Annotated in this window: 21 protein-coding genes; 7 read left to right on the forward strand and 14 right to left on the reverse strand. The window is 47.3% G+C overall.

Annotation, left to right across the window (positions count from 1 at the left end; translation table 11 throughout):
- Positions 1-21: 21 nt before the first annotated feature.
- Positions 22-717, reverse strand: a complete 696-nt coding sequence (locus tag RH45_RS04210) for an MOSC domain-containing protein (RefSeq protein ID WP_008074210.1) — start codon at positions 715-717, stop codon at positions 22-24.
- Between the two features lie 113 nt (positions 718-830).
- Between RH45_RS04210 and RH45_RS04215 the strand changes: the two genes are divergently transcribed.
- The gene (locus RH45_RS04215; protein WP_008074212.1) at positions 831-1,637 is read left to right on the forward strand and encodes an AraC family transcriptional regulator; all 807 of its coding nucleotides are present in this window, start codon (positions 831-833) and stop codon (positions 1,635-1,637) included.
- Here RH45_RS04215 and RH45_RS04220 read toward each other — a convergent pair.
- Positions 1,634-2,116 carry an Lrp/AsnC family transcriptional regulator gene (locus RH45_RS04220; protein ID WP_008074214.1) on the reverse strand — a complete coding sequence of 161 codons (483 nt, stop codon included), beginning with the start codon at positions 2,114-2,116 and terminating at the stop codon, positions 1,634-1,636. The two genes, RH45_RS04215 and RH45_RS04220, sit on opposite strands and share 4 nt — an antisense overlap.
- Before the next feature lie 120 nt (positions 2,117-2,236).
- Here RH45_RS04220 and RH45_RS04225 point away from each other — a divergent pair, with 120 nt between their 5' ends.
- Positions 2,237-2,836, forward strand: a complete 600-nt coding sequence (locus RH45_RS04225; protein ID WP_008074216.1) for a LysE family translocator — start codon at positions 2,237-2,239, stop codon at positions 2,834-2,836.
- Positions 2,837-2,879: 43 nt separating this feature from the next.
- Here RH45_RS04225 and RH45_RS04230 read toward each other — a convergent pair whose 3' ends face one another.
- From RH45_RS04230 to RH45_RS04245, 4 genes are all read right to left on the reverse strand, one after another.
- The gene (locus tag RH45_RS04230) at positions 2,880-3,977 is read right to left on the reverse strand and encodes a methyl-accepting chemotaxis protein (RefSeq protein WP_039958204.1); all 1,098 of its coding nucleotides are present in this window, start codon (positions 3,975-3,977) and stop codon (positions 2,880-2,882) included.
- A gap of 363 nt (positions 3,978-4,340) precedes the next feature.
- Positions 4,341-5,909, reverse strand: coding sequence for an alkyl hydroperoxide reductase subunit F (ahpF, locus tag RH45_RS04235; protein WP_008074222.1), 1,569 nt, complete (start codon positions 5,907-5,909; stop codon positions 4,341-4,343).
- 163 nt (positions 5,910-6,072) lie between these two features.
- A complete protein-coding gene (gene ahpC / locus RH45_RS04240; RefSeq protein WP_005374632.1) occupies positions 6,073-6,630 on the reverse strand; it encodes an alkyl hydroperoxide reductase subunit C in 558 nt (185 codons plus the stop codon).
- Positions 6,631-6,854: 224 nt separating this feature from the next.
- Positions 6,855-7,754, reverse strand: coding sequence for an AraC family transcriptional regulator (locus RH45_RS04245; RefSeq protein WP_008074231.1), 900 nt, complete (start codon positions 7,752-7,754; stop codon positions 6,855-6,857).
- 184 nt (positions 7,755-7,938) lie between these two features.
- On the opposite strand from RH45_RS04245, the gene RH45_RS04250 reads away from it, so the two are divergent.
- Entirely contained in the window at positions 7,939-8,802 is an 864-nt protein-coding gene (locus RH45_RS04250; RefSeq protein ID WP_008074232.1) for a helix-turn-helix domain-containing protein, read from the forward strand.
- Positions 8,803-8,893: 91 nt separating this feature from the next.
- The gene (locus RH45_RS04255) at positions 8,894-9,481 is read left to right on the forward strand and encodes a GNAT family N-acetyltransferase (protein ID WP_008074233.1); all 588 of its coding nucleotides are present in this window, start codon (positions 8,894-8,896) and stop codon (positions 9,479-9,481) included.
- Between the two features lie 96 nt (positions 9,482-9,577).
- On the opposite strand, the gene RH45_RS04260 is transcribed toward RH45_RS04255, so the two are convergent.
- Entirely contained in the window at positions 9,578-9,844 is a 267-nt protein-coding gene (locus RH45_RS04260; protein ID WP_004746427.1) for a DUF2999 family protein, read from the reverse strand.
- Between the two features lie 260 nt (positions 9,845-10,104).
- Between RH45_RS04260 and RH45_RS04265 the strand changes: the two genes are divergently transcribed.
- A complete protein-coding gene (locus tag RH45_RS04265) occupies positions 10,105-11,187 on the forward strand; it encodes a phosphotransferase enzyme family protein (RefSeq protein WP_008074234.1) in 1,083 nt (360 codons plus the stop codon).
- Positions 11,177-12,571, forward strand: a complete 1,395-nt coding sequence (locus tag RH45_RS04270; protein ID WP_008074235.1) for an MATE family efflux transporter — start codon at positions 11,177-11,179, stop codon at positions 12,569-12,571. Before RH45_RS04265 ends, RH45_RS04270 begins: the two co-directional genes overlap by 11 nt.
- A 25-nt stretch (positions 12,572-12,596) precedes the next feature.
- Here the strand turns inward: RH45_RS04270 and RH45_RS04275 are convergent, their stop codons facing one another.
- The 6 genes from RH45_RS04275 to RH45_RS04300 all read right to left on the reverse strand — a co-directional run bounded on the left by RH45_RS04275 (position 12,597) and on the right by RH45_RS04300 (position 18,387).
- A complete protein-coding gene (locus RH45_RS04275) occupies positions 12,597-13,706 on the reverse strand; it encodes a lipocalin-like domain-containing protein (protein ID WP_008074236.1) in 1,110 nt (369 codons plus the stop codon).
- Positions 13,706-16,216, reverse strand: a complete 2,511-nt coding sequence (locus tag RH45_RS04280) for an ABC transporter permease (protein WP_039958206.1) — start codon at positions 16,214-16,216, stop codon at positions 13,706-13,708. The genes RH45_RS04275 and RH45_RS04280 overlap by 1 nt, the downstream gene beginning before the upstream one ends.
- The gene (locus RH45_RS04285) at positions 16,203-16,928 is read right to left on the reverse strand and encodes an ABC transporter ATP-binding protein (protein WP_008074238.1); all 726 of its coding nucleotides are present in this window, start codon (positions 16,926-16,928) and stop codon (positions 16,203-16,205) included. Before RH45_RS04285 ends, RH45_RS04280 begins: the two co-directional genes overlap by 14 nt.
- A 91-nt stretch (positions 16,929-17,019) precedes the next feature.
- Complete coding sequence (locus RH45_RS04290; protein ID WP_008074239.1) at positions 17,020-17,523, reverse strand: GNAT family N-acetyltransferase; 504 nt, start codon at positions 17,521-17,523, stop codon at positions 17,020-17,022.
- A 24-nt stretch (positions 17,524-17,547) separates the two neighbouring features.
- Positions 17,548-17,985 (reverse strand): GNAT family N-acetyltransferase, encoded by a 438-nt coding sequence (locus tag RH45_RS04295; RefSeq protein WP_008074240.1) that lies wholly within the window; start codon positions 17,983-17,985, stop codon positions 17,548-17,550.
- A gap of 156 nt (positions 17,986-18,141) precedes the next feature.
- Positions 18,142-18,387 (reverse strand): DUF3297 family protein, encoded by a 246-nt coding sequence (locus RH45_RS04300; protein ID WP_008074247.1) that lies wholly within the window; start codon positions 18,385-18,387, stop codon positions 18,142-18,144.
- A 244-nt stretch (positions 18,388-18,631) separates the two neighbouring features.
- Here RH45_RS04300 and RH45_RS04305 point away from each other — a divergent pair, with 244 nt between their 5' ends.
- The gene (locus RH45_RS04305) at positions 18,632-19,597 is read left to right on the forward strand and encodes an aldo/keto reductase (RefSeq protein ID WP_008074248.1); all 966 of its coding nucleotides are present in this window, start codon (positions 18,632-18,634) and stop codon (positions 19,595-19,597) included.
- Positions 19,598-19,647: 50 nt separating this feature from the next.
- Here the strand turns inward: RH45_RS04305 and RH45_RS04310 are convergent, their stop codons facing one another.
- The gene (locus tag RH45_RS04310; RefSeq protein ID WP_008074249.1) at positions 19,648-21,639 is read right to left on the reverse strand and encodes a peptidase U32 family protein; all 1,992 of its coding nucleotides are present in this window, start codon (positions 21,637-21,639) and stop codon (positions 19,648-19,650) included.
- Positions 21,640-21,721 lie beyond the last annotated feature (82 nt).

The following is a 21,721-nucleotide window of genomic DNA, read 5'->3' on the forward strand; positions in this document are numbered from 1 at the left end:
GAGAGTGGCCGTTAAGGTCGACTATGGTTTTGCCGTTGGGCCAACCAACCTCGGTTGCCAATCTTCGACTAAGCCGGTGTCGAGCCGACGCTGGATTAGTGCACCCCAAGACTCAACCAGTGGTAATTGCGCGAGTTGTTCAAGCGTTTGTTGCTCTAAGCAACCTTCAAATACTGCGGCCATAATGCGAGCGATTGACCAGTCAGGGTAGGGGCGTTCGACGAGCACAATCTCATCGCCTGCGCCGATATCTCCTTCTTGCAACACTCGAAAGTACCAACCCGTTCTTAACGTATCTTGTAGCCTTTGTGCCATATCATGTTGATCAAATCGAACGTTGAGTTTCCAGCACGGCATGCGCCCTTGAGAGACTTCGAGCAAGGTTGAACCAATGCGGATTTTATCATTTAAGCAGATAGAAGATTCCGTCACACCGGTAGAGCTGAGGTTTTCACCAAACGCGCCGGCGCAGTCAAATACCTGTTTGTCGCCAAGATCGTGTTGCCATGCAGAGTAGTGTTCGCTGGGATAAATGTGAAGGGCCTTCTCAATCCCCCCATGAAAGCGAGGATCACCTTGCTCGTCATTGGTAAAGCCTAGGGTGGTCGTGTGTTGGCGCTCAGCTAGAATTTGTTTGTTGATTGCGCTTTGGGTCCCGTGAGCAAAGGCGGCGGCTTTTCCTGCCAATACTGCGTTTATCACACCTAACTTTTCCATCTGACATCCTCGCTTTTTTAAATTTAACGGCTTTGATTAGTGCTTCACCCTGATCGCCAAGCATGATAGCGTAAGCTCAGTTTGTCTTAATAGGGATGTAAAGACACATAACCATGCTAACTCGCCAAATTGATCCACTCTCTGGAGTTGAAACCTCCAATGACATGATGGCCACCCATCCAGATTTTCCGGTATTGGTAAAAACCATTGATATGCCAAAGGGGTACATTGACCATTTACATCAACACAACTGGCATCAGATTATTTTTCCGATTAAGGGGCTGCTGCAAACTCAGACTGAGCAATATCAGCACCTGGTTCCGCACACTTCCATCCTATTTGTGCCGGCGGGCGTTGCTCACGAATCGATTGCATTGAGCCACACGACCTTCATTGGTATCTACTTGAATCCAAGTTTCGGCGCGCAATACCCAAGCAGTGTTCGAACGGTGACTTTGACGCCGTTCCTCAATGCCCTGTTACAAGAGGTGCGTTATCAATGTGGACAAGGCATCAGCCATCAAGAGACCCAACGTTTACTGGCCGTTTTGCACGATCAAGTGTTGAAAGACAATATTCAAACTTTTCAGCTGTTATTACCGCAAGATAGACGCTTAAAACTGATGTTTGAAGCCTTATCAGAACAGCCTGGGCTAGCTCATTCGCTGAAACAGTGGGGCGAAATAGTTGGGGCATCAGAACGTACTCTGTCGCGTTTGTTTGCCAACGAGTTCAACACCTCATTCCAATTATGGCGGCAACAAATTCGCTTGGTTTACTCTTTGTCGCTATTAGATGAAGCACTTTCGATTCAATGCATTGCCGATCGTGTGGGTTATCACAATGATTCGTCATACATCAAGGCGTTTAAAAGCTATTTTGGCCATACTCCGCAGCAGTTTCGTCAGCGAAATCGTTAATCTAGCGGTAGTTGAAAAGTACTTTTAATCTCTTTAACTGACACATTAGATTGGATAGCACTGACGCCTTTGACACGGCGAATGGAACTGATACGTTCGAAGTATTCATCCAGATCTTTCGCCACAACCTGAACAATGTAGTCGGCACCGCCCGCAATGCAATGGCACATCAGGATCCAGTCCGATTCAGCGACATAATCTTCAAAAGGTTCGGTATTTTCTACTTCGTGACTGCCTAAGGTGACAAGGGTAAAGCCGGATACCTGAAAGCCGAGCTTTTTGCGGTTGAGACGAGCCGCATAGCCCTCAATGTAACCTTCTTCTTCCATTTTTTTCCAGCGTCGCCAGCATGGGGTTTCACTAAGGTTTACCGTTTCTGCCAATTTACTGTTGCTCATACGACCGTCTTTCTGAACATGCTGCAGAATGGACAAATCTGTACTATCTAACTCGAAGTTAGTGGATTCTTTCTTTTTCATCTTTATATTGGAAATAGTCTGCTCAAATCTGAGTAAATCATAACCTAGATAGCAATTTTATTCCTGAGCAAATCGATAGACTGGATCTCATATTGATTGTAAGACTTTTGGGAGAGAATAATGAGTGCTCAGTTGATGATGGCATTTGCGGTGTTTGCAGTGTCGATTTCATTGACCCCTGGGGCAGGGAACATTGCATTAGTGGGGCTGTCGAGCCGCTATGGAGTGAGTGCAACCATTCCGTTTATATTGGGTAATGCGTTAGGGGTGATCATCATTCTGGCGGGCGCAAGTCTAGGTTTAGTTGGGGTTTTTACTCTCTACCCTGACGTATATACGGCGATGAAGTGGTTAGGGGCACTGTACTTACTGTACATGGCATGGGGCATCGCCAACATGGAAATAGAGACGGATGCTAAGGTAAACCGATCTGGATTTTGGTCTGGGGTTTGGGTACAAATATTAAACCCTAAGAGCTGGGTTGCCTCCCTGACGGTGTTTTCTCAATTTATCTCTCCTAACAGTGATTACTTCACTCAAGTGGTTATTATTATTAGTGTTATGGTTCTGACGGGTGTATTAGGTATGCTGATTTGGGCCTATTTTGGCCTTATGCTCAACCGAATGGTTCGCTCCCCTCACGTTATGGTTTGGTTGAATCGAGGTTTTGCTAGCAGCCTAGTGCTGGTGGTGTTATTTATGCTCAATCAGCCTCAATAAGGTTAAGCCCCCGGATATCGCTGGGGGCTTAGCTTATGGGTTGTTAATCTTTCGAGGGGCTTGCGATAATTTCATCCATCAGGTGGTCAATTTGCACCACGACTCGCTCACTAGCGTCTTCCATTGCATTAATTGAGGAGGCCATAGCATCCATGTTGCCAGCGTTGGCTTGATTCATGGCGCGGCGTCCACTCTCATGCACTCCTTTATGCGGCTCTTCAATCATCGAGAAGCTTCTTAAGTGGTTAAATGCTTGTCCGTCACCTCGGTAATACCATTGGCCTAATCGGCATTCAGAATGACTGTTAACCGTCTCGGTAAACTGACCATTTTGCAGCAGTCGGTAGATATTGTTTTTCCATAGCGCGTGGTCAAGTTTGACCGTATCTAAGAACGCACGAGTTGAGGCAACATGAATCACTTGCTTCATGTGTTCAGATTTTACTACCACCTCGTTCACGATAGAGCCAATCTGGGCGGAGGATGTTGACACTTCTTCAGCACAGATTTGATTCTCGTTAATCGATGTTTTGATTGAGTTTACTTGAGTTAACGCTTGATTAACCAGTGAATCAATTTGCTCACTCGCATCACTGGCTTTGGCGGCCAATGTACGAACTTCGTCAGCGACAACGGCAAAGCCTCGACCCGCGTCGCCTGCGCGTGCGGCTTCAATGGCTGCATTCAGGGCTAAAAGGTTGGTTTGATCAGAGATTTCCTGAATGGTTGAGACAAGCTGAGAAATTGAATTCGCGGTAGTGTCTAGGATTTGTACAGATTCAATACTGTCTGAGGCTTGAGAGCTGATTTTAACGGCTCGGTCATCAAGACGATTTAACGCCTGATGAGTCTGCTTAAACATTTCATCAAGTTGTTGTAAATCTTGGTTCTCTTGCGCCATTGACTGGGCGCTTTCGACCATGGCCGTGCGAATGGTTTGTAACATATCACCACCTTTCAAGCTGCTCGACATCAGCTGGTCACTGCTGGTGTAGTTTTGCTTGGCTGTGTTTGCCGATTGCTCGGCCTTAGCGAGCTGGTGGTTTAGTGTCTCAAGTTCCATTTGGTGTTGATGTTTGAGAGCAGTTAGTTCCTTTTTGAGCGTCTCATTCTCCAGTTTGATTCTTTTTAATCCGAACATAAGTTGCATAAATGTAGCAATTTGTAAATGTCAATAGTACATAAGTTTATTTTTATTGCCAGCGTTAAATTCATACAGTTGCGCATCAGAAAGTCATGTTTAGCCAGTAAGATGATGCAAAATGGCGTTACACATCGACCAAAACACCAAATTCGGTCAGGTGAGTGATTTATTCGAGATGGGTGAGAGTGTGCTGTCTAAGTTTTCCGGATAGCTTAAAGCAAAAAAGCCAGCAAGTTTGACCTTGCTGGCAATGCTTTGGGCTTCCAGTGTTCACTTTCATCCCTACCGCTAAGCTTTGTACGATGTCCCGATGGATTGGTTCAATCCACATCGGTTGCTTAGCGTATAGGTGATTGCTTTTTAACCTTGCTGACGGATTAGGTAGTCAAAGGCGCCTAAGCTTGCTTTTGCCCCTTCACCCATTGCAATAATAATCTGTTTGTAAGGAACAGTTGTTGCGTCACCGGCTGCGAACACACCTTCTAGGCTAGTATCGCCACGGCTGCCGACTTCAATCTCGCCGCGCTCAGATAGGGCGACTTCTGAATCTTTTAGCCATTCTGTGTTTGGCACTAGACCGATTTGAACAAAGATACCGGATAGCTCAATCTCTTTGATTTCATCTGTGTTGCGGTCTTTGTACTTCAAGCTGGTTACACGAGTACCGTCACCCACCACTTCTGTGGTTTGCGCCATGGTGATGATGTCTACGTTTGGCAGTGAATTCGCTTTGTCGATAAGCACTTGGTCTGCGCGAAGTACATCTGCAAATTCAAGCACTGTTACGTGTTCTACGATACCAGCAAGGTCGATAGCCGCTTCGATGCCTGAGTTACCACCACCGATAACCGCAGTTTTCTTGCCTTTGAACAGTGGACCGTCACAGTGCGGGCAGTACGCCACACCTTTATTGCGGTACTCTTGCTCACCCGGAACGTTCATTTCACGCCAGCGTGCACCTGGGCTTAGGATGACACTCTTACTCTTCAGCGTTGCGCCGCTTTCAAGTTGGATGTGAATCAAACCATCTTCTGTGTGTGCTGCGCCCATTAGCTTCTCAGCTTGTTGCTCTGTCACAACGTCTACGTCGTATTCTTTTAGGTGCTCAGCTAGGTCAGTCGCCAGTTTTGGACCTTCAGTACGTTTTACCGAAATGAAGTTCTCGATTGCCATGGTGTCCATAACCTGACCACCGAAGCGTTTAGCAACAACGCCAGTGCGAATGCCTTTACGAGCAGCGTATAAAGCCGCTGCGCTACCACCAGGGCCACCGCCGACAACAAGTACATCGTATGGGTCTTTTTCGCTCAGTGCTTTCGCCGCTTTCTCGCTCGCGCCGTCATCCACTTTGTTTAGGATTTCAGTCAGAGACATACGACCTTGACCGAATAGCTCACCGTTCACGAATACACTTGGTACGGCCATGATGTCGCGTTGTTTCACTTCATCTTGGAACAAACCACCATCGATCATGGTTGCTTTCACTTTCGGGTTGATCGCCGCCATCATGTTGAACGCTTGAACCACATCCGGACAGTTTTGACACGACAGTGAAATGAAGATTTCTACGTCTAGTTCTTTGTCTAGTGCAGCGATTTGCTCAATCACTTCTGGCTCTAGTTTGATTGGGTGACCGCCAGAGTGAAGCAGCGCCAATACTAGAGAGGTGAATTCGTGACCCATCGGCAAGCCTGCAAAGCGCAGTGATGTGCCTTTTTCTGGATTAGTTACCGCCATCACAGGTTTACGTGCGCTTGCGTTGTCGTCACGTTCAACCGTGATGAGGTCGCTCATCTCTGCGATTTGATTGGCGAGTGACAGAATGTCGTTTGATGCTTTGCTTTCATCTAGGCTAACCACTAAACGTACTTCTTGTTTTACATTAGCCAGATATTGTTTGAGTTGTTGTTGGATCGCTTGGTCTAACATAGGTGTTAATGCCTTAATTAAATGGTTACTCTGGATAAAATCTGCGGGGAGAGAGCAAACCAAGCCGAAGGTCGTCAAAGTATCTAACCCGGAATGCTCTCTTATTTTCGACGCTAAGTGGGCGAGGAACTCAATGCCCACTTAGTGTATGTCTTTTAGTGGCTTAGATTTTGCCAACTAGGTCTAGTGATGGAGCTAGTGTCTCTTCACCTTCTTTCCATTTAGCTGGACAAACTTCGCCTGGGTGTGCGGCTACGTATTGAGCTGCTTTCACTTTGCGTAGTAGGTCTTCTGCGTCACGACCGATGCCTTCAGCAGTGATTTCCATTGCTTGGATAGTACCTTCTGGGTCGATTAGGAAAGTCGCACGGTCTGCAAGACCTTGACCTTCACGCATCACACCGAAGTTGTTTGTGATGTTGCCAGTTTGGTCACCAAGCATGTAGTACTGAATCTTACCGATTGTGTCTGAGCTGTCGTGCCATGCTTTGTGAGTGAAGTGTGTGTCAGTTGATACTGAGTAAACTTCTACGCCACGTTTTTGTAGCTCTTCGTAGTGGTCTGCTAGGTCGCCCAGTTCTGTTGGACATACAAATGTGAAATCTGCTGGGTAGAAGAAGAATACTGCCCATTTACCTAGAACGTCTTGCTCTGTTACTTCAACGAATTCGCCGTTTTTGTACGCTGTAGCTGCAAATGGTTTGATTTGAGTATTAATCATAATTTACTTTCCTTTGAATGTATTAAGCTGAGCTGTTGTTGCTTTCGGAAAGTATATTCGCATCGGAGTGTGCTTAAGGAAAATCGCTTGTAGCTATCCTATTGATAGCCATTTCCTATATTGATTAATCGCTAAAACCGATGTAAGTAGCTTGAACTTGATAGGCGATACCATTTGCTGGTCGAGAGAGGCAATTAAAAGCCTGCACAGTGGCAGGCTTGAGGTTACTTGATGGCGGTGCAGAAGCTTACATCCGCGTGGTGCGTTTGCGGATCGTAGCTGTGGTAGAGTTCAAAGCACGGGCGATCATCGTTTTCGATGCCTGACTCAATCACTTTGCCCATTAAATCATCCCACGCTTTTGGGTACTGGCTGTGGTCGGTAATGTGTTGACGCATCACCGCGTATTGGCCTCCCGGAAAGTCTTGCAGTTCAATACCGCTTGGCACTTGCGTATCCTCTGGCACCATCAAACAGATGTCAGTACGACATTTGTCATCGGGCGTGATTTCAGGATTGTCATGGTAGATGAAGATGCAGGTATTGCCCGCTAACCCTTTCATTCCTGCCCATTGATACAAGCGACCTGATGGCTCTTCATAGCCTTGGCCGTAAGGGCCGTTTACGCGAATGTAAGCCAGTTTAGCTTTTTCAAAGTTTTGCGTTTCCATTGTCGTGCTCCATTTGGTGAGTTCAGAGCCAGTATATGAATCGCTTGGTGTTACTTCGTTTCCATTCTTGCGCAACGTGTGTCCAATCTTGCTGTTTCGTGCTAACTCGGAAAATTGCTGGTAGTTTTCGCAGTCACGAAAGGCTGTCGGCGTGACGCCATAATGTTGTTTGAAAGCTTTGGCTAAGCTCTGTGAGCTAGAAAATCCGTACTCTAGGGCAATGTTCAATACTGGTTGCTTGGATTTGAATAAGTCATCGGCGGCGGCTTCTAAACGTAAACGTCGAATGAAATCGGCCAATGTTTCGCCTTGCACGGCTTTGAAGGTTCGATGAAAGTGATAAGGGGAAAGGTTCGCCAGCGCGGCCACTTCTGGTAGGTTGAGTGGTTCATTAAAGTGTTGTTCTAAATAACGAATCACAGGAACCAGTCGTTGGTGGTAGTCGACGCGCATTACGGTATTTCCTTGTTCTGTTCAGCTGATTTTCTCTGCTCAAAGCCTACCGTAATCCAACAAGCTTGCAAGGGAGCAGGGTGAGAAATGCGTGGCGAGATGAGCGTCAATCAGTCACACTCAACGAGCCGATGTTGAAGCGAAAACGTTGCGCTCATTATCTTTACTAACCGCTAGGACGATCATGATAGCTTGGAAACAATCTTTGCCAGAGTACGAATGGCTCATCCATCAAGTTTGGTACTTGGAAGTGCCAGAGGGTGAAGTCATTGACCCCAAGCCGCACCTTATTCCAAACCCGCGTGCTCATTTACTCTTTACGCCAGCAGAGCAAGGCTACAGCTACGACACGGGAGACACAAAGCTTGCTGGCAAAGGCTGCCATTTATTAACGGCTAACGAACATTTACTGTTGTTGGAAGATACGCCTCCTATCAAGCGTATCGGTATCACCTTTCGCCCAGAGGGTTTGTATGCCATTGAATCGCGGTTTAGTGATGTATCCCAAGTTAGCACAATTAACCAATGCGAATGGTTTGATTGGCTCAACGCGGCGTTTGATGAGCGCTTTCTACAGGGCCTATGGCAGTTAGAGTTGCAAGATTCACCACACTGTTTGCTGGACTACATCAAACAATATTTAGCTGCGTTAGATATCGAACCTTGCTGCAGCAAACCGTTTTTGGCATCACAAAAAGCGGTGTCCGTGATTGACGCTCAAGCGCTACGTTCACCTGAGTTAGCGATGGATATTGATGAGATAGCCAAACAGTGCGCCTGTTCTCGAAGAACGCTTGAGCGTAGTTTCAAGCAGGTGGTGGGGTTGAGCGTAAAGCAGTATCAACAAATGGCACGTTTAGAGCAGATGATCTTGACCCTCTACAAGCAGCAAGAAGCGATTGATTGGGCGAGTTTCTCACAACAATTTGGTTTCAGTGACCAATCGCATTTGATTCGTACCCTCAAACAGCAGCTAAGAAAAACGCCGAGCAACTACTTGAAAAAGCGCGACTTAACCATCGATATCTATGGCGACTTTGAGTCGTAACACATTGCGAATCAGCCCGAAAGTTGTCGCAAAAATCCAATTTTTCTCTTATCCGCTGGGCTACTATTTTCAGCAGATAACGAGGTAACACATGTCATATCAAAAACTAAAACAAGGCGAAGCCATCCCATTTAACGAATCGTTGACTATCCAACTGATTCAAGGCGCTGATCTAAAAGATATTATCGAGATGCTGAACGACGATAAGGTCAATCAGTATCTGTTCTTCGCACCTGCTGACAACAGCCTGTATGAGGGTTTCTTTGGCCCTATTATTGAAAATACGGCGCAAGCGATCAAAGGCTGTGTTTGGCCAGATAGCCCAACGTTCGTGATTCGTGACCAACAAGGTCAGTACATGGGAATGTGTGCGGTGACCGCAGTGATGTTCTTAACTGGCAACTACGAAGTGGGTTATCAGTTACCTACTCGCGCGTGGGGCAAAGGCGTTGCGACTCGCGCTTGCCAAATGATGACCGAGATTGGTTTTACTGAATTAAACGCCCACAAAGTCAGTGCCGATTGCTACGCTTCTAATGTTGGGTCATACAAGACGTTAGAGAAAAATGGTTTTACTCAGGAAGGGCGCCAGAAAGACCATTACAAACTAGCGCAAGGCTTTGATGACAAGCTCTACTACGGTATGACCGCAGAACAATTCACATCTTTAAATCGCTAATAATTAGCTGACAAAAAAGTAGCGAACAAAAAAGGCCGTTAACCCACATGCTCGGGTTAACGGCCTTTTCTATATTCAGCGCTCAATGGCTAAGACTTAGTTGCCTTGGTTTTGGCTTTGAAGCTTCTCTTTTGCTTCTTCAACCTTTGAGAAATCCAATCCCAACTCGTCTACGGCTTCTTTGATCAGCGCAGGGTTTTGCATCACTTGCGCCATTAGCATTTGAAGCTTGTCTTGTGGCAAACCTAGTTGGCTGATTGTTGCCATTGCCGCTAGAGGGTTTTGCGTCAGAGTCTGAAAAATCTCGTTGATTTGTTCGTCGCTGATGTTGTTCTCTTTCAGCAGCGCAATAATCGGGTTCATCGCATTTCCTTTTAATCACAGAATGAAATAGACCCAGAGTTTATCATTTGCTCGCTGGAATTGAATAGCTGTGAAAATGCTAACTGATGATAGTGCCAGCGACTAAACGTCTCTTATTGATAAAAGCGTACTCTTCATATGTGACACTGTGCACTGTATGTAGGTGTAGTCTGCTGCTAGGCTTTGCTCGCCCCACATCCTCTACTCAATCTATTTTCATTTTCACCGCGTGAGCGGTTACGTAAGGAGTAGCTATTCGCATGGCAGCAGAACCTGTGCAACGTCGAATACAGTTTGTATTTGATCAATACCAAGTCTTTCCAAATGACAACCTAACCTTGTGTTACTTTGGGATGGCCAATGAAGTCTATATTGTGCCGACTGAGAAAGGTCGATATGTGCTGAAGAAGTGTTTTAAAAGCAATACCAAAGCACTGATTAGTAACGAAGTAGCGTTGATCGAGCAGTTAAATTCATATGGATGTAAAACCCCAGAGATCGTTCCTGATAAAGAGGGCAATGCATACGTCGACTTTGATGGCGAAATCTACCTACTGACCAAGTACTGCCAAGACATGACTTACAACTGGTCGAGTGAGATTCCGGATAAAGCGCATTGTGAAACCATACGTGCAATGGCGCATTTTCATTGCGCGACAGACACTTTTGTTCCGCCTTTTTCTGATACACGGACGACCTTTTTGGGGCTAGCTGGACATAGCGAAAAACTGGCAGAGTTAAGACATCATGATAGTGATACGGAGCGGGGATCGTTCCAGCAGATGTCGCTATTTCTGCCTCAGCTAGAAAGCCAGTTAAACAGGCTAAAAGCCGAAGTGACACAAGCGGATCTGAGTCAGGCGAAGCAGTGTTTTATCCATGGCGATTTACACTGTTACAACCTGTTCTTTGACCAAGACGGACGCTACACCCATGTGATTGATTTTGATTTTAGTCGACTTGATTACCGCTTAGCCGACATCTTCTGGACCAGCCGAATTATTGCATTCAAGTTACTTCGACGTCGATATAGCCGAGAGCAGCTTGAAGCGTGGGACCATGTATTGCCTGAGCCACAGATGTTGGAGATCCTGACTCACGTGTGGCAGATGATTATTGACCAGTACCGCCAGGTGGCGGCTCTTGATGATAGGGAGCTGGCATTGGTGCCTCTCTTTGCTCATGCCGTGCCTCTGTACATTTGTCATTTCTTTGAATACAGCAATAGCGAGCAAGAATGCATTGAGCATTTGAAGTGGTTTGAATGGGAGTTGTCTCAAGTTGAACGCAGCGCGCGACTGAATAGGCTGGCGATAGAAAAGGTGTTGAAAGATGTGGCGTAATCGATACGCGTTGGTTGCGCCAATCGTTTCGTTGGCTCTACCGATTATGCTGCAAGGTATCTTGTTTTCATTGATGGGTTTTGTGGACTCGTTGATGATTGGTCAATTAGGCGAACTGGCGATATCTGCGCAGGGTAACGTGACTCAACTGGTGTCTTTCAGCTTCCTGCTGTTTGCCGCATTAACCACTGGGGGGAGTATTCTGATTTCCCAGTTTAGCGGAGCGAAGCAACAACAGAATGTAGAGAAAATTGCTCACACTATGATCGTAGCTGGAGGGGTAAGTGGCTTGGTATTGGGTGCGGTGTTTTATGTACTTGCGAAGCCGCTCATTGCTCTACTAACCACGGATCTGTTTCTCCCTGAGGCTCAATGGTCTGAGGTTCCTTTCGTTGCAGCGAGCTATCTACATATTATTGCTTTTGCAGTGCCTGCCATGTTGCTCTCGCAAATGATTGCTGCTGTGTTTAATGCAACAGGTGATACAAAAAGCCCGGTAAAAGTGTCAGTGACGTTTAATATCGTCAATTTTATTGGTAACTATGTGCTGATTTTTGGCCTTTATCTACCGGGCAGCCAAGGGCCTATGTTTACTCCACTGGGGTTGCGAGGCGCTGCTATCGCTACTTTGATCGCCAGCTTAGGTCAGGCAACGGTGTTGTTGGTGATAATACGCCGTCGTCTTAGTGGACTGAATTGGGGAAGTTTACCGCAATTGAAGCAGATCATTCTGCTGGGTTATCCAAATAGCATTGACGGTTTTTACTGGCAAGGTGCGCGGGTTTTCTACACCGTTCTTATGAACAGCATTGGTGCGATTGCTTATGCCGGTTATGCCATTGTTCGCACTTTTAAAGGGTTATTCATGCTGCCTGTCGGCGGTTTACAACAAGCGACAGGTATCCATATCGGTCAACTGTTAGGGGCTGGCGAGCTTGAGCAAGCTAAGACAACCGCAGGAGCAGCTATATGGGTTGGTGTTGCTTTGATGTCAGTCCCCGTTTGTTTATTAATTCTGTTGGCACATCCGTTACTTAGCCTATATCACATCCAACCGGAGACGTATCACCAAGCGTACTGGTGTCTATGGATTCTGGCGGGCTCGTTGTTTTTTACGGCGGTAAATTCGGTCATTCCGGGCATTCTTCGCGCAGGAGGGGACACTAAGTCTGTAATGAACATTACGCTGAAAAGCTTTGTGCTCATGGGGGCTCCGGCCAGTTTATTGTTTGGTCTTGGGCTCGATTTAGGTTTGATCGGCGCTTTTATCGGTATTTCACTTGAAGAGGTCTTTAAGTCTTACTTGTTCGTTCGACAACTGCGCAAGGGGCATTGGCTCAACAATTTGGTCGCCAAATCTACACCGCAAATGGCAAAAAGCTAGCCGCTGACAGCGGCTAGTGCACCTGTTAGTAACCCGTTAGCTCCATATAACCAGTCCCTGAATGAGAGCCCTCAATACGCACTGGGCCTTCCCAGTAAGGCACCGAAAGTGGCATTTTCGCGTTCGGGTTGAGTGCCGAAACCGTAAGATCGATTTGTTGGTTAGGAATCGACACTTGCCACTGGGTTGGATACTTTCGCCCTTGGATTTCTGTTTGCTTGGTCGCCTTTAACTGAATGTCTTTTTGTGGGATAGCGATACCAGAGCCCTCTTGCTGCATCAGCCTTGCACTGGAGTAACTGGCTTGTCCGGTTTTGGAATCCCGCAATTGGAACACCACCAAGCTGGTGTCGTCACTCAATCTTAGGGCAAACCAGTCCCAGCCTTGTTGTGAATCGAGCAAGAACTGTGAGCTCCACTCTCGATCTATCCAACCTTTGCCCGACACTTGATGGGTTTCGCCGTCGATCGTAACTTCACCGGAGACATCAATAAACGGTTGGCTATAGTAATACGAAGCCACCTGACCATCGGCGCTTTTTGTGCTGTAACCTTGCTCGCCTTGCTTTTGATACGGTGCGCTGCTGGTAAGGGTCAGCGAATAGCCAAACTGTTCGGAGTTCGCCTTCAATGTGGCAGGGAAGAGGTCGGTGGTTGAAGAAGACCACTGCCAATCATCGAGGTAAACCCGAAGTGGTGAAGTGTTGACGCCAGCGAGAGAGGCTTGGTCGCGCGACCATTTTTCATCGGCGTAGTGTTTGTCGGTTGTCGTGACCGCGCTGTGCGCCATATAGATTTGCTGCGTTTGCCACTCGGTTTTCTTCACGTCATCTTCGTCCGTTGGCGGGGCAGCCGCAAAGCGAAATTGTGTCCATTGAACGCCAAGTGGGTGGCCATCTTCATCAATTAAGTTAGCGGTTAAGTACCACCATTCATGACGAAAGTTTGGGTGCGCTTGATGGTCTGCTGGGAAGGTGAGTTCAATCCCTTTTTCTACGGGTGTGAATGGGTTGCTCTCACTTTGCGTATCTCCGCTTCCCAGCAGCGTGCCCATATTTTTTTGTTGGGGATCTCCACAACCGAACAGGAATAAGCTGCTTATAAGTAGAGTAAGTTTGCTTGCCAATCGAACCATCACAACACCTCGCTTTGCAAACTGGACACGACAGGCTTGCTGACCAATCGCCACAGCGGAATCAAGGTTGCAATCACCGCCACCAAGATGGTGATTGCCGCTGTGCTGAGGGCATCACTCCAATTCCACAGATAATTTAAGCTCCAACCAAAAGCTCGCAAGGTGACGATATCTGTCAGTACATAACCCACCATGGCACCGAGGGGCAGGGCGATAACCAGAGTAAAACTGACCAAAGCGACGATCTGTCCGACCACCATGGTCATTAATTTGCGACGACTAACACCAAGTGCATACAGCCTTGCAATGGCGGCTTTGCGCGCGTCGAGCAACATGAAGCAAGCACTGAACAAACCAATCACCGCGACCATCAAAGTTACGCCGTTGAGTGCGCGCGTAATGGCGAAGGTCTGCGAGAAAATATCCAACGCGATGGATTTGATTTGCGCCTGATCGTAGAGCTGACTTGGATGCAGATTCAGTTGCTCGCGCAGTTGGTCGTATACGATTTGTGGGTCACCTGAGACTTTAATACCAAGGCTTGTCGGCAAGTCGGTAAAGCCACTCTCTTGCCATAACTTTGGTGCTAATAAGACTTCACCGTTGGGTGAGCCGTAATCGTGGAATATCGCACCCACAAGCAGGTTCTTATTTGGAACGGCATCAAGCGTGAGTTCGCTACCCAGTGATAAACCCAGTTTGACCGCGGTTGGTTCACTGATAGCGACTAACTCCCCTTGGTAAAAGCGAGACCAGAAGTTCTCCAAATGCGATTTGAACACCATGGTTTGTTCTAAGGTGTCTTTGTCTTTGGTGCCAAGCAAAATCGGTAAGCCTTGCAGGTTATCGTCGGCGTAGTATTGCTTGTAGACGGTCTCAACATTGTCGAACTGCCCTAACGCGCGCTCTACATTAGCGATTTCTCCTTGCGCAGGACTGACGTAAATATCGGCGTGCAGCCTTTGTTCTAACCACTGTTTTAGGGTGGATTCAAAGCTGCCGACCAAGATATTCATCCCCATATTGGCTGTAACGGCGAGTAGCAGTGCCATCATGGCGAGCGAAAGCGGAGAAATCAGCTCGCGCAGCTCAGCAAACAGATACAGCATCAGACCAGAACTGGTGCGCTTCTCACACCAATTGGCTAACACGCTGAGTGTTTTGGGTAGATACAAAGGAATCGACACCACAAGCACGCCGAGCCACGCCATGGTAAATCGGTGATGTTCACTCAGCCATAACCCTGCGAGTGCGAGAGTTGTCAACGCAGCACCTATCACGAACAATTGGTTTTCGTTAGAGGCTTCAGGTGCTTGATAAAATCCGCCATGAGAGGAAAGCGGCTGGCGCACTCGTTGTTTAAAGTGCTGCCAACACGCCAACAGGGTTGCGGCTAACGTGAGCAGCAGCGCTTGCGCCCACCATTGCCATTGCCAAGAGCCGGGCAGCAGTGTCGCGCCGTAAAGTTGTTCTAAAGTCAGCGCCACAGTCGGATGTAACCAATGACTAAGTTGCATGCCCAATACAAAACCGAGGGAAGCGCCGATGGTAACCAGAATAGTGAGTTCAACTAACAGCGCAGAGAAGACAATGCTCGGCGCGACACCCGCCTGTTGAATTTGTACTAACAGCCGATTGCGTTTCAGCAAGCTGTATTTTACGCCGTTGTAGGCAATGAACAGCCCGACTAAAAAGGCAAGTAAGCTCATTGCCGTGAGGTTGAGGTGAAAGCTGTCGGTCAGCGAGCCAAGGTCGGTACTTTGGTTATTGGCAATCCATTGCCCTTGATCGCCAATCAGCTTCTGCCATTTTACTTGCGTGTCTTCACTCCCTTTATCCCCCGAATGGAAAACTGCAATATAACTGAGCTGCCCTTGTTTATTGAGCAGTTGCTGGGCAAAACCAATGTCCATCAACATTCGGCTACCTAACTGCCATTCGTCAGGTAGCACCACCACTTGGGTTGGAATGTCGTCCAGGGTTAGGGTTTCTACCTCCCCTAAGTTTTGATGCTGAGATTGGCTCATCATCACGATTGGCTTGCCGAACAAAAGTTCAGGCAAGGGTAAAGCACTGTCGAACAAAGACACGTTCTGTTGGTTTTCTGATGAATAGCGCGAACGTGAAGAGATAGCGGCAATCAACTCGCTCCCTTGTACTGACCAACGTCGACCTTGTTCATCTCTCACCCGCCCTTCGATTACAGGTAGTGCTGCGCTGAGTCCGTTTTGTCTAAGGGTGAAGTAGAGCGACTCGGGCAGATAGTTTTGCCCTGCTGGGGGAATAATTAAGTTCTGAGCTTGTGCGCTAAGCTGCTCGGTAGACTCCGCATAACTGCGCTTGGCATTAAGGTTGATGGCTTGCACCGCAACAAATAAGGTCACCGCCAACACGATACCGATCAGAATCGCGGCGGCTTGCAGTGGTGCCTGCCGATAGTGCGCCGCAAACAGATTCAGGGCGAGTCGAGTATGCGTGAATCTGGTATTTTGGAGCTTAGCTTGCTTCATGGCGAAGCTCATGTTTGTTTTGGTGATGACCGCCATGCAACTGACTATTTTCCAAACTCCCATCTTTTAAGCGTAATTGGGTTTGCATAAACCCGGCACATTCAAGGCTGTGTGTCACCAGTAGCACCGCCGTATTGCCTTGGGTGGTGATTTCACTCAGTAATTTCATCACTTCCAAGCCGGCTTTTTGGTCGAGGTTACCTGTGGGTTCATCAGCAAGTAGCAGTTTAGGATTGTGTGCTAATGCACGTGCAATAGCGACTCGTTGCTGTTGGCCGCCGGATAGGGCAGAAACATGTCTATCGAGCAGTTGGCTGATGCCTAGAGTCTCGACCAAATAGTCGCACCAGTCATTCCATTTCTGTTGATTCAAATTCAGAGGGAAGGCGATGTTTTGCTGCACGTTGAGCGGCGTTAATAGGTTGAATTGCTGGAAGATAACACCGAGTTTTTGGTGTCGAAATTGGCTCCATTGTGGGTCTTTCCAAACAGATGTGTTATCACCATCTAACCACAACTCACCATCGGACAGTGGCTCAAAGCCAGCGATGACGTTGAGTAAAGTACTTTTGCCGCTACCACTTGCGCCCGTCAGCGCAACACTCGCTCCTGTGTTCAACGTGAAGTCGACGCCTTCCAACACGCGATGTGTCTCTTTGCCATCGACAAAGCTTTTGCTAGCTCGTTTGAGTGAAACTAACGGCAAATACATATGCGGTTCCTTACGGTTTATATTGCTTGGTTAGACAAAGCTTTACTGCGAAATCTTACTTAGCTTAGAACGCTGTCGGTAGTCGCTTTGGTTAACCCCTCTCAATAGAGTAGGTTTCCAAATCCGCTACATCACCGTAAAGTGCGGTGTTGGTATCGGTCGTCATACCGAGTTTTTTAATAATGGCGAGCGAGGCGAGATTCTGCTTCAACGCCACACCATAAATCTTCTCCAACTGGGTGGTTTGGAAAGTGTGCTCAATAACGGCATGCGCGGCTTCAAACACGTACCCTTTACCTTGATAACCAGGAACAATCGCGTAACGTACATCGCTAAAAGCGGGTTCGGCGCATTGCTCAACGCCAACGTAGCCAAGTTTTTTACTGCTATTGTTTTTCTCATAGATGATGTAAGAGCCGTAGCCATGTTGCCAATGGGCGACTCGATTGCTGGCGTAACGTGTGATCTCTTCTTCGCTATACGCGGCTCCCTTTGGCAGGTACTTGGTGAGCGTATCGGAACCGAGTATTTCTAGGTAAATATCTAAATCAGAGTCTGAGACAGGTTTGAGTAACAGGTTCTGAGTGGAGAGCATGAGACATCCTTTTCTGTGTGCTTGTTAGGCTTGGAGTTCTAAGTTGTACTCGTAATCTGACTCCGAGATCTTTTTAAACCCTAAGCGTTGGTATAACTGATAAGCGGGATTGGTTTTTACGACACTTAAACTAACTCGTGACTGGGTCACCTGTGCAGACTCGATTAGGTTTTTCAGTAAGCGACTGCCAATGTTCGCGTTTTGGTAACCTGGGTGAATCTGAATTTGGATCAGATTCCACAGGTTTTGCTGCGCTTGAAATTCGGCTTTGAACAGGCCAATTGGCACTTGATCTAAGGTAATGATTTGAGCGCAATCGAATTTGTACTGAATACGGTCCAAGTAGTCGTCTAGGCTAATTGGCATACCGACTTGTTCGAGGTAATCGCGCATAGTGGCGTCGCGTAGGTCGACTAAAAAGTCTATATCTGACTCGAGTGCTGATCTTAGGGAAATGTTCATTGCTCGTCCGTGATAGTTGAATGCTGGATATGCAACGAAGCATGCCACTTAATCAAGGCGGAGACAAATTGTCTTGTAAAGGTATGAGAATAAGTCTTGGATAACAAACAAAAAAACCACCTAGTATTAGGTGGTTTGATAACGGTCTGAACGCGATTAAACGTAGTACGCTTCTACTTCGCCTTTCAGCTGAATCAGCATAGCGTTGCCGTAACGGTCTTTCGCTTTCGGTGACGCGATTTTTACCCAACCTTCACTGATGCAGTACTCTTCAACGTCTGTACGCTCTTTACCTTTGAAGCGAATACCGATCTGATGATCGAAACACTCTTTTACAAAGAATGGGCTGCGTGGGTTACCTGATAGGCGATCAGGTAGCGCTGGTTTAGCTGTATCTGTCATGATGAACGACCTTGAAGTCCGTAAAAAAAGTGCGCCATTGTAGTCAGAGGCAAATCTGGGATCAAGGTAAGTTGTACGAATCGGTGGGATAACTTGCAAGAAAGTACCAATCTCTAAGCAACAATGTTCAATCCTACTTCATGACTCATTGCTATTCTTGTTTGCAAGCAGTCCGAGGTTGTTCGGAACAGTTAAAGCAGATTTTGCTACTGGAGGCAGTGGCGCAAGTTATTGGAGAAGAGTGATGTCAAAGAGTAACTTTGCAACAATCAAACAAATCGGTTACGGCGCAATGGGTCTTGAAGGTTACTACGGTGAAAGTGACGACTCTGTTGCGGTTGAAACGCTAGTACATGCCATTGAGCAGGGAATGATGATTGATACCGCAGACGCCTACGGTGCTGGTCATAATGAAGATTTGATCAGCAAAGCTATCCAGCGTACCGAGCAAAAAGCGTTTGTTGCGACCAAGTTTGGTATTGTCTTTGAAGAGCAGCAAACAGGCAGTACCTTGGATACTGGGTGGGGATTTCCGCTGACCATCAATGGCACTAAGGAGTACGTGGCTCGAGCGATTGATAACAGTTTAGAGCGCCTAGGTGTTGAGCAAATCGATCTGTTATACGCACACTACTTAGATCCAAATGTCGCGCTCGAAGAGACAGTGCAAGCGATGGCTGAGGCAGTAAAAGCAGGTAAAGTGAAAGCGATTGGTCTGTCTAACGTGACAGCAGAGCAAGTACTGAGAGCCAATGAAATCCATCCGATTGCGGCTGTGCAATACGAGTACTCGTTATTCCGCCGTGAAGCAGAAACGGACATCTTACCTGCGGTAAACCAAATCGGTGCTGCGTTGGTTTGCTGGTCACCACTTGGTGCTGGGTTCCTGACGGGTGAGGTAAAAGAGTTGGATGCGAACGATTTTCGCAACAACAATCCCAAAATGCAGGGTGATAACTTTGCAACTAACTTAGAGCGCTTAGAAGAGATTAAGAAGATAGCCGTAGAGTACGATATTACACCCGCGCAGTTGGCTCTAGCTTGGTTGGTCGCGCAAGGTGATAACATCATTCCTATTCCGGGCAGTCGTAAAACGTCGCGTATTGATGAGAACCTTGCCGCGTTGCAAGTCACCTTGAGTGAAGAAACGCTGGCTAAACTGAATGAAATTGCACCCATCGGCGCATTTAAGGGCGCGACCTTGGTTTAAACCGCATAATGCAATAAAGCCCGCCCTTTAACATAGAGCGGGCTTTAGCATTACAATCCTTTCAAATATTGAGCGTTTGCTGTTGGGTGAATCGCGCTGTTGAGTGCCTCAGCATTCTTCTCACTGTATTCATTAAGCAGGATCGTAAAGGCATCAATCAGCTCGGGTTTAGTCAGCGTTATTTTGGTTTCAGTCTGGATATCACGGAGATCGATCAGCACGTCAGTTAACAGCTGTGGCAAATCTTGCAGCACTTGCAGGTTCAACACGTTGTGTTCGCTGTAGATCGAGTTGTGACTGCCTTTTTGTTTTTGCACTACATATGGGTTGTCTTTTAGGTTGATGATCGATGTGCGCTTGTCACAACGCTTCAAACAGCCTTTGTTGACCTTAATCTTGCGGCAACCTTCGGTCTGTTGGAACAAACACTGGCGACTGGTCAGCAGAGTGTTCGGGTGGTAAATGCTGTAGTAGCTGCGCATATTATGTGGGCGCTTAATGTGACGCATCTGCTTCATGTTCAGCTCGTTAGAGATAAACGCACCGCTCGCGGCGAACTCTTCATGCAAGCATTTGAACGAGTAGGAGTTCACCGTGTTCATCTGCGGGCCTGCGACCCAACCTAACCCTAATGTTTGAGCCAAAATCCCCACACCAGAGTTATTGGTGATAGACAGTGCTGGTCTCACGGCCTCTAAGAATGCACGTGCAGCTTGGTAATCGTCACCAATCAAAATGGCAGGGAACCACGGCTTTAATCTTGGATTTCCTTGGAACAACTCGATCATCGAATTCAGTTCACCCGCCAGCCCCATTGGTAGCTGGAAGTAGACATCGACATTGCGGTATTCGCATAGTGCGGTGTCTTCTATTGATGAAATCAAGATAGATAGCTTAGGTGCACCCTCACGCAATTGAGGCTCGGGCAGTGTTGGTAAAGTCGGTACATCAATCGCACCTTTTAGGCTGCTGCCAGAGGCTTGCGTTGAAGTCACATCAAAATCTTGAGTCTTCTCTGCAACCTTCTCAATGATGGCGGTTTTGTCGTCGTAGAGCTTCTGCTTCACGCCTTGTACATCATTGGCGGATTGGCATTTGTAGATCTTCGAGAAGTGTTTTACGGCGTGATCACGTGGGTTATCGATGTACATCGCTTTACCGAAATCACCTTGCAAAAACGCGTTGGAGAAATCACGGTTGAAAACGGTGTAAAGCTCAGTGGTGTCGCTCGAAAGTTCCATACCATCACATAAACGATCAATCTGCTTACGCCAGTTATCGACCACGGTGTACACGTAGTGGGATTTCTTAATGCGGCCTTCCACTTTCAATGAATACACGCCCGCATCGGCAAGCGCTTCTAAATCGCCAAATGCCGAGTTGTCTTTCATGTTGAGGGGGTAACTATTATCTGTTTTGGTCGTTTCGTATTGCTCGCGACAAGGCTGACTGCAACGCCCGCGGTTGCCCGATGCACCATTGCGCGCTGAACTGATGTAACAGATGCCCGAGAAACCAATGCAGTATGAGCCATGGACAAACACTTCCATCATTACGTCATGCTCACGACCAAACTGAGCCAGATGCTTGATCTCATTGATGTTCAGTTCACGAGAGAGGTTCACGCGGCTCGCCGTTAACTGATTCAGGAACAGGATTTGTCCTTCGTTGTGTGTGTTGAGCTGGGTTGAAGCGTGGACATCTAAATCTGGGAAATGGTTCTTGAGAATGTAAGCCAACCCCAGATCTTGCACGATCACGCCATCAATTGCCGTTGTGTTTAACTGGCTGAGCAAACGCACGATGGCGGGGATTTCACTCTCCAGAATCAATACGTTGAGAGTCAGGAATATCTTGCACTTGTGCTGGTGGGCAAGCTGCAACACGCCATTGAGATTATCTAGGGTGAGGTTAGTGGCTCGGTTACGGGCATTAAAACGGTCTAGTCCGCAGTATATTGCATCGGCGCCCGCAGCAATCGCTGCTTTAATAGAATCCAGATCGCCACCCGGGGCTAATAACTCAAACTGATCGCGTGTCACTATTTATCTCTTACTCAACATGAACGTGAGCACGCATTCTACGGGGTTCAAAAATGTGATGTAGCTCTAGTTCACTTTTTAT

The organism is Vibrio sinaloensis DSM 21326 (genome assembly GCF_000189275.1).
Taxonomy (GTDB): domain Bacteria; phylum Pseudomonadota; class Gammaproteobacteria; order Enterobacterales; family Vibrionaceae; genus Vibrio; species Vibrio sinaloensis.

Coding starts and splice junctions, on each gene's coding strand:
- RH45_RS04215 (WP_008074212.1), top strand. CDS start 831: ATGCTAACTCGCCAAATTGATCCACTCTCTGGAGTTGAAACCTCCAAT.
- RH45_RS04275 (WP_008074236.1), bottom strand. CDS start 13,706: ATGGTTCGATTGGCAAGCAAACTTACTCTACTTATAAGCAGCTTATTC.
- RH45_RS04250 (WP_008074232.1), top strand. CDS start 7,939: ATGATAGCTTGGAAACAATCTTTGCCAGAGTACGAATGGCTCATCCAT.
- RH45_RS04280 (WP_039958206.1), bottom strand. CDS start 16,216: ATGAAGCAAGCTAAGCTCCAAAATACCAGATTCACGCATACTCGACTC.
- ahpF (WP_008074222.1), bottom strand. CDS start 5,909: ATGTTAGACCAAGCGATCCAACAACAACTCAAACAATATCTGGCTAAT.
- RH45_RS04300 (WP_008074247.1), bottom strand. CDS start 18,387: ATGACAGATACAGCTAAACCAGCGCTACCTGATCGCCTATCAGGTAAC.
- RH45_RS04225 (WP_008074216.1), top strand. CDS start 2,237: ATGAGTGCTCAGTTGATGATGGCATTTGCGGTGTTTGCAGTGTCGATT.
- RH45_RS04270 (WP_008074235.1), top strand. CDS start 11,177: ATGTGGCGTAATCGATACGCGTTGGTTGCGCCAATCGTTTCGTTGGCT.
- ahpC (WP_005374632.1), bottom strand. CDS start 6,630: ATGATTAATACTCAAATCAAACCATTTGCAGCTACAGCGTACAAAAAC.
- RH45_RS04305 (WP_008074248.1), top strand. CDS start 18,632: ATGTCAAAGAGTAACTTTGCAACAATCAAACAAATCGGTTACGGCGCA.
- RH45_RS04295 (WP_008074240.1), bottom strand. CDS start 17,985: ATGAACATTTCCCTAAGATCAGCACTCGAGTCAGATATAGACTTTTTA.
- RH45_RS04285 (WP_008074238.1), bottom strand. CDS start 16,928: ATGTATTTGCCGTTAGTTTCACTCAAACGAGCTAGCAAAAGCTTTGTC.
- RH45_RS04210 (WP_008074210.1), bottom strand. CDS start 717: ATGGAAAAGTTAGGTGTGATAAACGCAGTATTGGCAGGAAAAGCCGCC.
- RH45_RS04230 (WP_039958204.1), bottom strand. CDS start 3,977: ATGTTCGGATTAAAAAGAATCAAACTGGAGAATGAGACGCTCAAAAAG.
- RH45_RS04265 (WP_008074234.1), top strand. CDS start 10,105: ATGGCAGCAGAACCTGTGCAACGTCGAATACAGTTTGTATTTGATCAA.
- RH45_RS04260 (WP_004746427.1), bottom strand. CDS start 9,844: ATGAACCCGATTATTGCGCTGCTGAAAGAGAACAACATCAGCGACGAA.
- RH45_RS04245 (WP_008074231.1), bottom strand. CDS start 7,754: ATGCGCGTCGACTACCACCAACGACTGGTTCCTGTGATTCGTTATTTA.
- RH45_RS04255 (WP_008074233.1), top strand. CDS start 8,894: ATGTCATATCAAAAACTAAAACAAGGCGAAGCCATCCCATTTAACGAA.
- RH45_RS04290 (WP_008074239.1), bottom strand. CDS start 17,523: ATGCTCTCCACTCAGAACCTGTTACTCAAACCTGTCTCAGACTCTGAT.
- RH45_RS04220 (WP_008074214.1), bottom strand. CDS start 2,116: ATGAAAAAGAAAGAATCCACTAACTTCGAGTTAGATAGTACAGATTTG.